The 13839-nt window shown below is 56.9% G+C and carries 14 protein-coding genes; 5 read left to right on the top strand and 9 right to left on the bottom strand.

Features of this window, described 5'->3' with window-relative positions:
- Positions 1-8: 8 nt before the first annotated feature.
- The 8 genes from NLU14_RS16975 to ffh form a co-directional block, all read right to left on the bottom strand.
- Positions 9-1310: a homoserine dehydrogenase gene (locus NLU14_RS16975; protein ID WP_275708711.1), complete on the bottom strand. Its 1302-nt coding sequence runs from the start codon at positions 1308-1310 to the stop codon at positions 9-11.
- 113 nt (positions 1311-1423) lie between these two features.
- Complete coding sequence (locus tag NLU14_RS16970) at positions 1424-2170, bottom strand: DsbC family protein (RefSeq protein ID WP_275708709.1); 747 nt, start codon at positions 2168-2170, stop codon at positions 1424-1426.
- A gap of 161 nt (positions 2171-2331) precedes the next feature.
- Positions 2332-3264 (bottom strand): site-specific tyrosine recombinase XerD, encoded by a 933-nt coding sequence (gene xerD, locus NLU14_RS16965; protein ID WP_275708706.1) that lies wholly within the window; start codon positions 3262-3264, stop codon positions 2332-2334.
- Between the two features lie 108 nt (positions 3265-3372).
- Entirely contained in the window at positions 3373-3729 is a 357-nt protein-coding gene (gene rplS, locus NLU14_RS16960) for a 50S ribosomal protein L19 (protein ID WP_275708704.1), read from the bottom strand.
- Positions 3730-3767: 38 nt separating this feature from the next.
- Positions 3768-4514, bottom strand: a complete 747-nt coding sequence (trmD, locus tag NLU14_RS16955; RefSeq protein ID WP_275708702.1) for a tRNA (guanosine(37)-N1)-methyltransferase TrmD — start codon at positions 4512-4514, stop codon at positions 3768-3770.
- Positions 4515-4517: 3 nt separating this feature from the next.
- A complete protein-coding gene (gene rimM, locus NLU14_RS16950; protein ID WP_275708700.1) occupies positions 4518-5045 on the bottom strand; it encodes a ribosome maturation factor RimM in 528 nt (175 codons plus the stop codon).
- 36 nt (positions 5046-5081) lie between these two features.
- Complete coding sequence (gene rpsP, locus NLU14_RS16945; RefSeq protein ID WP_275708698.1) at positions 5082-5327, bottom strand: 30S ribosomal protein S16; 246 nt, start codon at positions 5325-5327, stop codon at positions 5082-5084.
- A gap of 143 nt (positions 5328-5470) precedes the next feature.
- Positions 5471-6859, bottom strand: a complete 1389-nt coding sequence (ffh, locus tag NLU14_RS16940) for a signal recognition particle protein (RefSeq protein ID WP_275708696.1) — start codon at positions 6857-6859, stop codon at positions 5471-5473.
- Between the two features lie 179 nt (positions 6860-7038).
- Between ffh and NLU14_RS16935 the strand changes: the two genes are divergently transcribed.
- From NLU14_RS16935 to NLU14_RS16915, 5 genes are all read left to right on the top strand, one after another.
- Entirely contained in the window at positions 7039-7845 is an 807-nt protein-coding gene (locus NLU14_RS16935) for a cytochrome C assembly family protein (protein ID WP_275708694.1), read from the top strand.
- 97 nt (positions 7846-7942) lie between these two features.
- Positions 7943-9220 carry an HlyC/CorC family transporter gene (locus NLU14_RS16930; protein WP_275708692.1) on the top strand — a complete coding sequence of 426 codons (1278 nt, stop codon included), beginning with the start codon at positions 7943-7945 and terminating at the stop codon, positions 9218-9220.
- A 126-nt stretch (positions 9221-9346) separates the two neighbouring features.
- Entirely contained in the window at positions 9347-9949 is a 603-nt protein-coding gene (locus NLU14_RS16925; protein WP_275708690.1) for a Yip1 family protein, read from the top strand.
- 186 nt (positions 9950-10135) lie between these two features.
- On the top strand, positions 10136-12367 hold the full coding sequence (locus tag NLU14_RS16920; RefSeq protein ID WP_275708688.1) for a DUF1631 domain-containing protein: 2232 nt from the start codon (positions 10136-10138) through the stop codon (positions 12365-12367).
- 23 nt (positions 12368-12390) lie between these two features.
- Positions 12391-13176, top strand: coding sequence for an energy transducer TonB family protein (locus NLU14_RS16915; RefSeq protein ID WP_275708685.1), 786 nt, complete (start codon positions 12391-12393; stop codon positions 13174-13176).
- An 11-nt stretch (positions 13177-13187) separates the two neighbouring features.
- Here NLU14_RS16915 and grxD read toward each other — a convergent pair whose 3' ends face one another.
- Entirely contained in the window at positions 13188-13514 is a 327-nt protein-coding gene (gene grxD, locus NLU14_RS16910) for a Grx4 family monothiol glutaredoxin (RefSeq protein WP_114613473.1), read from the bottom strand.
- Between the last annotated feature and the right edge of the window lie 325 nt (positions 13515-13839).

Here is a 13839-nt window from a genome sequence, read left to right as displayed (position 1 = left end):
CGTTCCTGTCAGTTAAAGTTTTCGGCACGAATGCGGACGACTTTGCCGTCGATGTCGCTCAGGGCTTCCAGTTCTTCAATGGCGCGGTTGACCTGTCGTTCCTGAACCGTATGGGTCAGGATAATCACCGGAATACGGCCGTCCTTGAGCTCCGATTCCTTCTGCATGATGGACTCAATGTTGATGCCGTGCTCGCTGAGAATGGAAGCCACTTTCGCCAACACGCCGGGGCGATCCAGTGCCTGGATACGCAGGTAGTAGGCGGACTGGACATCCTCCATGGGCAATACCGGAAGGTCTTCCATCGCCGACGGCTCGAACCCGAGATAGGGAACCCGCTGGTTGCTCTTGGCAGCCACGGATCTGGCGGCGTCGATAATATCGGCAATCACGGCGGAAGCGGTTGCCTCATCGCCGGCGCCCGGGCCGTAGTACATGGTCTGGCCGACGGCATCGCCATCCACCAGTACCGCATTCAATACGCCGTCCACCTGGGCGATCAGGTGGCTACGGGGAACCAGCGTGGGATGAACCCGTAGCTCAATACCTTCATCCCGACGACGCGCAATACCCAGGTGTTTGATGCGGTAACCAAGGATTTCCGCATGGGCAATGTCGTAGGGGGTGATTTCTGAAATACCCTCGGTGTAGGCCTTTTCAAACTGCAGCGGCACGCCGAAACCGGCCGAAGCAAGGATGGTCAACTTGTGGGCAGCGTCGATCCCCTCCACGTCAAAGGTTGGGTCCGCCTCGGCGTACCCCAAGTCCTGGGCTTCTTTAAGGACTTCGGCGAACTCGCGGCCCGCACGCATCTCGGTGAGGATATAGTTACCGGTGCCGTTGATGATGCCGGCAATCCAGTCGACCCGGTTGGCGGCCATGCCTTCGCGGATTGCCTTGATGACGGGGATGCCACCCGCAACACCGGCCTCATAGGAAACGATGACATTCTGCTTCGCCGCTGCCTCGAAAATTTCGTTGCCGTGGACCGCGATCAACGCCTTGTTGGCTGTTACCACGTGCTTACCATTCTTGATGGCAGCCAGCACCAGCTCCCGTGCGGTCTCGTAACCACCAATCAGTTCCACCACAACATCAACAGACGGGTCATTCACCACGTCAAAAATGTCGGTACTGAACGGGATGTCTCCCAGATCAATATCATTGCGGGGGGTGCGCGTGGCCACCCTGGCAATACGGAGATTGAAACCTGTCCGGCCTGTGATCAGGCTGGCATTACGGGTCAGCACGTTGAACGTACCACCACCGACTGTTCCCAGCCCGCAGATTCCGACATTGACGTCTTTCAAGCTTTCACCTCTGTTACCGATGGGTTGCTGTGGGGAGCGATAGTATAACGGTTAAAGGGCGTCCGAATAAGCCCCGCCCAACGAACAGGCGAAACCGGGTAAACGCTAGCCTATCAGAGCAGCCCCAGGCCTTCAGCCAGTTTTTCAGCCGGCACGTAACCACGCACCATGTTACCGTCTTCCAGCACGATCGCCGGGGTACCTGTCACACCAACGCGACTGCCCAACTCAAACTGGGCCCTGACCGGGTTGTCACAACTCCTATCCTCGACACTTCGCCCCTGCTTGGCGGCATCCATGGCGGCCTGCTGGTCCTCGGAACACCACACGGAAATGTACTTGCGGAAGGAAGGGGTATTGGGACCGGAACGGGGGAAACCATAGTAATGCACGGTAATCCCCAACTCATTCAGTCTTGGAACTTCATCGTGCAGTTTACGGCAGTAGGGACAGTCGATATCGGTAAACACCGCAATGGACGCCTTCTCTGTGCCCTTGGCCGGGAAGCTGATAAGTCCCTTGTCGCCGAACTCGGCCATGGTCCGGGCGCGCTGTGACGCCCTGCCCTGCTCAGAGACATTGGCAATACCATCGGCAGTCACTTTTAACAGATCACCGGTGAGAATGTACTGGCCGTCGGCGGTGGTAAAAATGGTATCGCCATTATTACTGTATACCTCGTACAAGCCTTCCGCTTCGGATTTACGGACATCGGAAATCTTCAGCCCCGGAATCGCAGCGGTGAGCTTGTCGGCAATCGTGTCCTCAATCTCGCCGGCATACGTGTTTGATGCACTGGCCAGAACCAGGGTGGCAGCTGCAAGCGGCAGACAGGATTTGAACAGTTTCTTTATCAGCATATTGGGTTTCCAGTTTTCAAGAATCACGGGGCCTGCAGGGCTTCAGGTGACGGGCCGCCCCGGCCTCACAGTTGCGAGAGGTGCGACACCGCCCCCCGGAAAAAGTTCAGTGTAACAAGCGGCATCGTTGCCGCCTAACCCGGTACGTCATAGATGGGACACTAGCCTCGCGGATGATGGGATTGATGCAGCGACTGCAGACGCTGGCGTGCCACGTGGGTATAGATCTGGGTGGTGGACAGATCCGAATGCCCAAGCAACATCTGCACTACCCGCAGGTCCGCCCCGTGATTCAGCAAATGAGTGGCAAAGGCGTGCCGCAGGGTGTGGGGAGACAAGTGCTTGTGGATTCCGGCGCGGAGGGCATAGTGCTTTATCCGGTGCCAGAAGGTCTGCCGGGTCATCGCAGCGGGACGGTTACCGGGGAACAGGGCATTGCAGGGCCGCCCTTTGAGCAGCTCCCCCCGTCCTTCCTTCATATAACGCACCAGCCAGTCGATGGCTTCCTCACCCAGGGGCACCAAGCGTTCCTTGTTCCCCTTGCCGATAATCCGGACCACACCCTGGCGCAGGTTGACCTCATCAACCGTCAACTCCACCAGCTCCGAAACCCGCAAACCACAGCCGTAGAGGATTTCCATCATCGCCTTGTCACGAAGCTCGATCGGCACCTCCGGATCGGGTTCCGACAACAGGTTCTCCACATCCTCCTCAGACAGCGAGTCTGGCAATCGCCGTGGAAGCCGGGGGCTGTCGATACGCAGGGTGGGGTCCTCTGCGATGATGCCTTCACGCAGGAGGTAACGGAAGAACCGCCGCAAACCGGACAGGCGACGGGCGGCCGTGGAGGTTTTGAAGCCATCGGCCAGCCCACGGGAGATCCAGGCCAGCAAGTCGGTACGGCGAACCTCCGTCAATAGCGGCTTTCCCGGCTGCTCCTGCAGCCAGGCCGCCAACCGCTCAAGATCACTGCGGTACGCCTGACGGGTTTTCTCGCCCAGCCCATCCTCAAGCCATACGGCATCGGTGAAGCGGACAATGACCGCTTCATCCTGCGACCGAAGTTCAGCCCTGGATGTGGGTTTCCGGTTCATGGCGGATTACTCGCAACGGAACACTCAGGCGGTTCCGGGGATCAGATACGAAAAAGGCAGCCCGGGGCTGCCTTTTTCTGACGAACTGTAACCAACAACTCGTGCTGATCAGCCCAGCTTTTCCTTGATACGAGCCGCCTTGCCGGACAGGTCGCGCAGGTAGTAAAGCTTGGCCTGGCGAACGTCACCGCGACGCTTCACACTGATGCTGTCGATCAGCTTTGAGAAGGTCTGGAAGGTACGCTCGACACCAACGCCGTAGGAAATTTTCCGCACGGTGAAGGAAGAGTTCATGCCGCGGTTGCGCTTGCCAATAACAACGCCTTCGAACGCCTGCAGACGCTCACGGTTGCCCTCGGTTACACGAACCTGGATAACCACGGTATCGCCCGGCGCAAAGGCAGGGGTTTCCTTGGTCATCTGCTCTGATTCAATCTGACTGATGATGTTGTTCTTGCCGCTCATCGTATGTGCTCCTGATACCCAATCTTTTAATGCCCTGATCATTCAGAGGCACCCGGTTCGTTCAAAATCTCTTCCAGCAGCTCACGCTCTTCGTCCGTAAACACCCGCTTTTCCAGCAGGTCGGGGCGTCGCTCCCGGGTTCGCCTCAACGACTGCTTCAGCCGCCAACGCCGGATCTGATCATGGTGACCGCCTAACAAAACATCCGGCACCGCCTGACCTTCGTAAACCTCGGGCCGGGTATAGTGCGGACAATCCAGCAAACCGTCAGCAAAGGAGTCCTGCTCTGCCGACTGCGCATGACCCAGCGCTCCGGGGATGAGGCGTGTAACCGCATCAATGACAGCCATGGCCGCCAGCTCGCCACCGGACAGCACAAAGTCTCCCAGTGACACCTCCCGATCGACTTCCGCCGATATCAGGCGCTCATCAACACCCTCATATCGCCCGGCTACCAGAATGAGATTTTCTTCTGCCGCCAGCGATTCAACCACCCCCTGGTCCATCGGTTCCCCCTGGGGAGACAGATAAACCACGCAGGCTTTTCCGGGTGCCGACGCCTTCGCCGCATGGATGGCATCCCGCAGCGGCTGAATTTTCATCAGCATACCCGGGCCGCCGCCATAGGGACGGTCGTCAACCGTACGATGACGATCATGGGTGAATTCCCGGGGGTTCCAGGCCCTGAAGGTCAGCAAACCATCACGAACCGCCCTGCCGGTAATCCCATAATCCGTCACCGACGCAAACATCTCCGGGAACAGACTGACTGCGCCAATCCACACCCGTCAGAACTCCGGATCCCAGTCGGCCACCAAACGCGAACCTGCCAGATCCACACTCAGGACCACCTGGTCCGGAAGATAGGGAATCAGCCGCTCGCGCTGGTCAATGGAGGCGTCGGTCGCCCTCACTACCAGGACATCGTTGGAGCCTGTCTCTATCAGATGATGCACCTTGCCCAGGCACTCATCCTCGGTCGTGAAAACGTCCAGCCCTTCGAGTTGATGCCAGTAGTATTCTCCCTCCGGGAGTTCCGGCAACGCTTCGGTGGGCACAACAACGTCGGCGCCACAGTAACTGCGCGCCACTTCACGATCATCAATACCTTTCAGCCTGACGACGATCCCCTGGCCTTGCCGGCGACCTTCCTCAAGCTTTGCCGGGATACGCTTGCCATCGTGGACCAGCGTCCAGTCCTGGTAGTTCAGTATCCCGTCTTTGGGGTCCGTGTAAGAGTAAACCTTGAGCCACCCTTTAACCCCAAACACCGAGGTAACCTGACCAATCACAGTTTCCTGCGAATGTTGAGCCATATCCAAACCCCGGCGGTTAAACGTTATTGCTTTCTATTACTCTGCCGCAGAGCCTTTCAGCAACTGGGCAACGCGCTCGCTGGTCTGAGCACCCTGGCCCAGCCAATGATCAATGCGATCGCGATCAATACGCAGACGCTCTTCCTGGCCACGGGCGACCGGGTTGAAGAAACCAACGCGCTCGATAAAACGACCGTCGCGGGATTTGCGGCTGTCTGTCACTGTCAGATGGTAGAACGGGCGCTTCTTTGAGCCGCCACGAGCCAAACGGATTATTACCATTTCGACCAATATCCTGTTCTGTTGTACGAACTTTGTACGATTCACACCCGCCAAACCACGGCTGGCGCGAAGACCCATACTCGAAAGGGGCGCTATTCTATGCTAAATGAACGCCAAAGAAAACAGGGAATACATCCCGGTTTCTACATACGCCCACGCGGGGGCATACCACCACCTGCACCGCCCGGCGGCATCATACCTCCAAGACCACGCATCATGTTAGCCATTCCGCCCTTCTTGCCAAATTTCTTCATCATTTTCTGCATTTGCTTGTGCTGCTTGAGCAGGCGGTTTACATCCTGGATCTGGGTGCCAGACCCTGTCGCAATGCGGCGCTTGCGGGAGTTGTTGATCACATCGGGGTAACGGCGTTCCTTTGGTGTCATCGAGCAGATAATGGCTTCCATCTGCCCCATGGACTTGTCATTCACCTGCTGCTGGGCCATTTGCGCCATCTGCCCCATACCCGGCAGTTTGTCCATCAGGCCGCCGATACCACCCATGCTTTTCATCTGCTGAAGCTGGTCACGGAAATCTTCCAGGTCAAAACTCTTGCCCTTCTTGATCTTCTTAGTCAGCTTCTGGGCTTTCTTCTGGTCAATCTTGCGCTCGGCTTCCTCTATAAGGGAAAGCACATCCCCCATGCCCAGAATCCGTGACGCCACCCGGTCCGGGTAGAACGGCTCCAGGGCATCAGACTTCTCGCCCACACCCAGGAACTTTATTGGTTTGCCGGTGATGTGCCGCACTGACAGCGCGGCGCCGCCACGGGCGTCACCATCGGTCTTGGTGAGAACCACACCCGTCAGTGGCAGGGCATCATTAAAGGCCTTGGCTGTGTTGGCGGCATCCTGGCCAGTCATGGCGTCGACCACAAACAGGGTCTCGACCGGGTTCACTGCCTTGTGCAGGCGCCCGATCTCTCCCATCATCTGCTCATCAATGTGCAGGCGCCCGGCAGTGTCCAGAATCACTACATCTATGTGCTTCCTGCGGGCCGCGTCCATTGCCCCATTGGCAATATCGACAGGATCCTGATCCGCAGAGCTGGGGAAGAACTCCACCCCCACTTCACCGGCCAGGGTTTCCAACTGACGAATCGCAGCCGGGCGATACACGTCGGCACTCACAACCATGACCGACTTCTTATGCCGCTCCTTGAGAAAACGGGAAAGCTTGGCCACAGTGGTTGTCTTACCAGCACCCTGCAGGCCTGCCATCATGATGACAGCAGGTGGTTGCACGGCCAGGTTGAGGGACTCATTGCCATCCCCCATCACCCGTTCCAGCTCCTGCTGGACCACTTTTACAAATACCTGGCCGGGGCTCAGGCTACGCTGGACCTCCTGGCCGATAGCTCGCTGACGAACACCCTCAATAAATGCCTTGACCACAGGCAGGGCAACGTCCGCCTCCAACAGCGCCATGCGTACTTCGCGCAGCGTTTCCTTTATATTGTCGTCGGTCAGCCGCGCTTGACCTGATATCTTGCGCAGACTGCCGGAAAGTCGGTCCTGGAGGTTTTCAAACATGTTGCTCTTCCGTACCCGGATAAATTGATTGCATGAAGTACCGGAACCCAACGAGGTCCCTTGATTCCTGTTGCATAATCGCGACATTATAACCAGACTATCGCCCTGAAACGACCAGCCCGGTCAAATCGGTGCGGAACCCCGCCGATCTCCAGTCAGAGAGTGGTTAAAAGGACGTCATGGGAACGCTGATCCTCGCGGTCACTTCGTTATTGCTTTACAGCGTAGGTACTGCCCTGCAGGCGCTCAGCTTCCGGGGCCGGGTGCACACCAACATCGCCATAACCACCCTGATCGGCATGCTGGCCCTCACCGCACACGGCCTGCTGATCGCCCAGACCGTCCATCGCGAGGGCGGATTCGATTTCGGTTTCTTCCAGAGCTCCGTCCTTATTTCCTGGTTGATCGCCTTCCTCTTGCTGGCACTCAACCTTCGCAAGCCGGTCCAGAGCCTCTTCCTCGGCGTCTACCCCCTGGCCGCACTGACCATTATCATGGCCCTGATCACCCATTCGCCGTCGCGACTGGTACCGGACGACAGCTATGGCATGCTGTCCCACATTGCATTGTCGGTGACAGCCTACAGCCTGTTTACGCTGGCCGCCATACAGGCCGTATTACTCTACCTCCAGAACCGCCAGCTCAAACATAACTATAACAGCGTCCTGATCCGCAACCTGCCACCGCTGCAGACCATGGAATCGCTGCTCTTCGAACTGGTTTGGGCAGGCGTGGTGATGCTGGTGCTTGCGATTGTTACCGGCGCCCTGTTCATTGACGATCTGTTCGCCCAGGACCTGGCTCACAAGACACTGTTCTCGCTACTGTCCCTGATCGTGTTCATCGCCCTGCTGACCGGGCGCTACACCAAAGGCTGGCGCGGCATTACCGCCAGCCGCTGGACGCTTGCAGGTTGCGCACTGCTGATGCTTGCCTTCTATGGCAGCAAATTCGCCCTTGAACTGGTCTTCCACCGGGGCGGCTGATGCTGCCCAATACCGACCACGAACCGGCGCACACTTGACACTCTGATCTCCAACCGCCTATTTTCCCAACTTGTCAGCAATATAAGGACATTCAGTCTTGAACGAGACATCGCTCACCGCGCTGTTCATCATCCTGGCGGGGCTGATCATGCTTTCCGCCTTCTTCTCCAGCTCTGAAACCGGCATGATGTCCCTGAACCGGTACCGGCTGAAACACATGGCCAAAACCGGCCATAAAGGCGCGAAGAGAGCTCAATCACTCCTTAATCGCACCGACCAGTTGATCGGCGTCATACTGATCGGCAACAACTTCGTCAATATCTTTGCCTCGGCCATTGCCACGGTCATTGCGATCCGTATTTGGGGCGATGCCGGGATTGCCATCGCCACCGTCCTGCTGACCATTATCATCCTGATCTTTGCGGAAGTGACCCCAAAGACCCTTGCCGCGTTGTTTCCGGAGAAAATCGCCTTCCCCGCCAGTCACGTACTGGGTCCGCTTCTCAAGATTCTCTACCCGGTTGTCTGGGCGGTTAACCTGTTCACCGGAGCTATCCTCAAGATCATCGGCGTGTCCGCCAATGATGCTGCCAATGAACACCTCAGCCGCGAGGAACTCAGAACGCTGGTCAACGAGGCCGGCGCCCTTATTCCGGCTAAGCACAAGGACATGCTGGTCAGCATTCTCGACCTTGAAAAGGTAACCGTGAACGACATCATGGTGCCCCGCAATGAAGTGGTGGGCATCGACCTGGAAGACGATCTGGACACCATCCTGCGCCAACTGAGGAGTAGCCAGCACACCCGTTTGCCGGTATTCAAGGGTGACATCAACAACATCCAGGGCGTACTTCACCTGCGCAACGCCTCGAAACTGCTGCTGCACGATGAAATCAACAAGGCCATGCTGATGCAGTTATGCCGCGAACCCTATTTCATCCCGGAAAGCACGCCGCTCAACACCCAACTGATCAACTTTCAGAAGGAAAAGCGCCGCTTCGGTATCGTGGTGGACGAATACGGTGAGGTACTCGGTCTGGCGACCCTGGAAGATATTCTCGAGGAAATCGTTGGCGAGTTCACCACCGATTACGCCGCCGCCAGCCCGGACATTATCCCCCAGGATGATGGCACCTTTATTATTGACGGAACCTCTGCCGTGAGGAGCATCAACAAGACGCTGGGCTGGAAGCTGCCTATCGATGGCCCGAAAACCCTTAATGGCCTGATCACGGAAAAGCTGGAAAACATTCCCGACTCCAACGTCTGCCTGAAAGTCGGCGGACACCGGGTTGAAGTTCTCCAGATCAAGGACAATGTCGTCAAGGCTGCCATCGTCCATCCGAAAAAAAGGAAAAAGCGCTCCGCTTTCTAGATCGTCCGGTTATAACGCAAGCTTATTTAGAAAGATCAAAATTTAATCTTTCTCTTGACCGGAAAGCCGTTCCCGCCAAGACTGAAGTGACGTGCAGAATAACAACAATGAAAAAGGAGTATGTCCATGAGTCTGACCCACACCGTCGGTCTGCTGACCCATCCAGACCGTGAATGGGAGGCCATTCGTAACGAACCTGAATCTCTCGGCAGGCTGTATCTCGGCCATGTCCTTTTACTGGCGCTTGTACCCGCCCTGGCAGGCTTTTACGGCAGCACCCAGGTAGGCTGGCAGATTGGAGACGGCCAGATTATCAGGCTGACAGCCATCAGTGCCCTGCAGCTTTCCGTATTATTCTACGGGGCTATGCTGGCGGGCATCTACATACTGGGACGCTTTATCGACTTTTTTGCGGCAACTTACGAGGTGAAGGACAGCACACCAAGGGGGATTACACTGGCGGCCTACACCGCAACACCAGTGTTCCTGATCGGCATTATTGCAGCCTACCCCAATATCTGGGTGAACATGATAGCGGGACTGATCGCCGTCTCTTACGCGGTATACCTGCTGTATGAAGGCCTCCCGATATTAATGAGGATTCCCGAAGACCGGGGCTTCATGTTTGCATCGGCCGTGCTGACAGTGGGGCTTGTCATGTTCGTGGGCCTGCTTGCCATCAGCGTTGTGATCTGGAGTGTTGGGATTGGGCCAGTCTACATAAGCTGAAACAGACCGACACACATGCAAATGAGGTCATTCGGGGCGCCAGAGGGCGCTCCGCAATTTTAATGGGTTTTGTTAGCATTTGGTTATGTTACCGTGCGTTAAAATGCGGTAGATTTAACATATAAAGAAAAAACACAGTTGTAAGCTCGGTCATGTATCCGGTTGAGGCGTACACAGGAGTCGGCCATGAATAAGCAGTCCGGCATACATTATCTCCGCGAGCACCGGGAGGCTGGGAGTTCAAATCCCGTACCTGCACAGGTGGTCCGTATCCGCGACACTGTCGTTGCCGGACTGGGAGATTTGTTGCAGGGTGCGTTTGATGCAGTTGATGACTCGCTGTTCGAACTGGCAAACAATGCCAGGAGTAACAACGAGCAGAACCGCTATTTTGAAGCCATGCGCGAAATCCGTATCAAGCGGAAGGGTGTAGAGCGTCACTTTCAGAATGCGGTCGCACAGCTGTTTGCCGATCCCCCCAAAAGTGGTAGCGTGGCCGCCGACGAAAGCCTGGCCAGCCAGGCCAGTTCCGACAGCCTGTCCCTGGTCGGTGATGACGATCTGGAAGAACAGGTTGCCCTCAACGCAATGGTCACCAAGTCCAAGGTCCACTTCCAGGGTCCGTTGCTTCAGTTACAAACCCGATTCAGCGTCGTCTACCCGGGAGCCAGGGAGGAAGCACCGGTCAACCCCATGGCGCCGGAACACCTTTGCAACGCCTTTGTTGAGGCCATCCAGGCTCTGGAAATCCAGATTCGCGAACGCCTGATCCTGCTCAAGCAGTTCGACCGTTATGTTGTTTCAAATCTGGGCATGCTGCTGGATGAAGCTAACCGGATACTGATCCAGGCCGGCGTCATTCCGAATTTCCGTTATCACGGCAAGGCCGGCAAGCAACAGGGCAAGCCCGCCTCAGGCGCCGCTCCAGGTGGAGAAACCGGCGCCACCGGGGACGCTTCTGTCGCCGAAAGCCAGCAAGGGCACCATGAAGGCGCCATGTTCGACCAGATCCGGCAGATGCTGGCGCTGCAACGCGCCAATGCCGGCATTCCGCCGAGGGCCTCAGACCCGAATGTGCATGTCATTGGCGGAGCCGAACTGGCAAGCCTGCTCGGCTCACTGCCACAGCACCTTCCCGGTGAACAGGTCAGTGGCAACCTGAGTGCCGGTGAACCGGTGATGGTTGACCTGCACCAGGTTGTTCAACAGTTACTGGCCCAGACGGGAACGACCAGCGACGGCAAGAAGCCGGCACTGGCGGAAATAGATGAGGACCTGATCAACCTCGTATCCATGCTGTTCGAATTCATCCTCGACGATTACAACCTGTCGGCGCCGGTACAGGTGTTGATCAGCCGGTTACAGATTCCCATCCTCAAGGTGGTGATCAAGGACAAGACTTTCTTCAGTAAAGCGACTCACCCTGCACGACGCCTGTTGAATTCGCTGGCCAGGGCGGGCATTGGCTGGAGCGAGAGCGACGAGAAAACGCGGGACAAGCTGTACGAACAGATCCACGCCATTGTTGTGCGCATCCTCAACGAATTTGACGGCGACGTAACCCTATTCGAGACACTGGGTGACGAATTCGAACAGTTCCTGGAGCGAGAAAACCGCAAATCTTCCCTGGTGGAACAGCGAACCCGGGAATCCGAGCGCGGACGCATCAAGTCTCAAAAAGCCCAGGAAACCGTCGATCAACTGCTGCAGAAGAAGCTGGCTCGCTACAAGCTCCAGGAGCCAGTGCGAAACATCCTGACCAATGGCTGGAGCCGGGTAATGTTCCTGGCCTACCTGAGAGACGATGTGGAACATCGGTGGCTACAGACCGTTCGTGTTGTTGATGACCTGATCTGGTGCCTGCACCCGCATCAGGACGACGAAGAGCGGGACCAGTGGGTTCGCGTTGTGCCCGGCCTGTTGAAATCACTCCGAGCCGGGCTCGAGGAGGTCTCCTATAACTCATCCAAGCTGGATGAAATGATGGCGGACCTCAAGCACGAATTAACCGAAGCCTTCCGGGCCAATGCCCTGGCGGAAGCCATGGAAGACTCGCCCGAACCGGAACCCGAAGAGGAAGTGCCTGCAGGTCACCAGACTGCCGTCGAACGGCAGCAGGAACTGGAGGATGCCGCTATTGCGGAATATGTCGCACAGATTGACGCCATTGAAATTGGCAACTGGGTTGAGTTCAATCTCGTTAACGGTGCGAGCTTCCGCTGCAAACTGTCTGCCATCATTGACGAGGCGGATTGCTTCGTATTCGTTAACCGCATGGGTCTCAAGGTGATCGAGAAAACCCGTACCGACCTGGCCCACGAGATGCGTCGCGGACGCCTTACCGTCCTCGAGCAGGGAGCACTGATCGACCGGGCTCTGGATGCGGTTGTGGGCAGCTTGCGGAGCAAGGCGGGATAAACACCGGGAGCAACTGAGCGTCAATGCTGGAGTATGGCACTGCAACCGGCCTCCCGGGTACATACCGGATTACCCTGGCAATATCGGTTGCCCTGCTGCTGCATACCCTGGTGATGGCGGCACTTCCCTTTACGATGCCCGACACGCAAAGCCATCGCCAGACCGTAAGAGTGTCGCTGATTAGCCCTGGCAGCGAACCCTCTCCTGAAGCCACGACCAGCACAACGGGAGAATCCAGTCAGCCGAACACTGACCGCACAGCTACTGAGTCAGCCCAATCACCCCCCGCCTCCAGGCCCGATATTGTCGCCACGGAGTCGTCCCGACGTAACACCCGGTCCCGCGCACAAGAGCAGGCACCGACGACGACACCAGCACCACAAACAACTGCGATGGAATCCCCTGCACAAACAACGCCCTCCCGGGAAGCCAGCGCTACCGCGGCGGGCAGCCCAGAGCCACCAGCACGCGAGAAACCGGAAGCAGTGACGCGGGTAACACAGTCGCCCCGGGATGTAGATCCCTATATGGCGAGCCTGGCAATTCACATCGGAAAGGAACTCGACAAGCGCCCGGTTCCCTCCAGCCGTAGTGTTACGGAACCGGTAACCAGCCAACTCGAGTTAAAGCTGCTGCCAAGCGGCGCCCTCACCAGTGCCAGAGTCACCAGGTCGACAGGTTTCAGTGAAATAGATCAGGCGGTTTACCAGGCTGCGTTGCTCGCCAGTCCGTACCCAAAACCACCGGAAAAGTACTCGGGAAGGAAGCGCTTCCGGATTGAACTCATTTTCGCTCCGGAGCGCCTTTAAAAACGGTTAACTCAGGCTTCTGCCTGTTTTACAGCAGCCTTGACCTGCTCGGCCAGCTCACCGCTTTCAGACATTTCCAGAATGATATCGCAGCCGCCTACCAACTCGCCGCTGATGTAAAGCTGCGGATAGGTTGGCCAGCTTGAGTAGACCTTCAGGCCTTCACGCAATTCCTGATTATCAAGAATGTTGACGAAAGCGAACCGCTCGCCACATGCCATCAGGGCCTGAACCGTCTTGGCCGAGAAACCGCACTGCGGAGCCTGTGGGGTGCCTTTCATATAGAGGATAATGGGATTTTCCTCAAGTTGGCTCTTGATGGTTTCGTTGATATCCATGAACTTTCACCTCTCATTAGAAACGGGGTCGCCAACCGGCAACAAACCTGATTCTATTGTACACGTCCCGTGACGCTCACCAAACACCAGTTGATGACCCTACGCGACACACAGGTATCGCGGCGTTGTCTTCAGCCCCCCGACGGGCTAGACTTGAGCCCCTGCCTTTCAGGCAATCAGGCAACCCCCGTTTATGCTTTCCCGCCAGTGCGGCTTTCACCGCAAGCTGGCGTATTGCCGTTTCAGGCCAATGACTGTAGCGGGCCGGTTGTAACCATGAACACCCCCGGATTCCAGGGACAGGGTTATCGATTAACTAAGGGCC

The organism is Marinobacter iranensis, assembly GCF_029207565.1.
GTDB classification, from domain to species: Bacteria; Pseudomonadota; Gammaproteobacteria; order Pseudomonadales; family Oleiphilaceae; genus Marinobacter; species Marinobacter iranensis.
The sequence above is the reverse complement of the archived record's forward strand: the minus strand, read 5'-3'. Positions and strand labels throughout refer to the sequence as shown.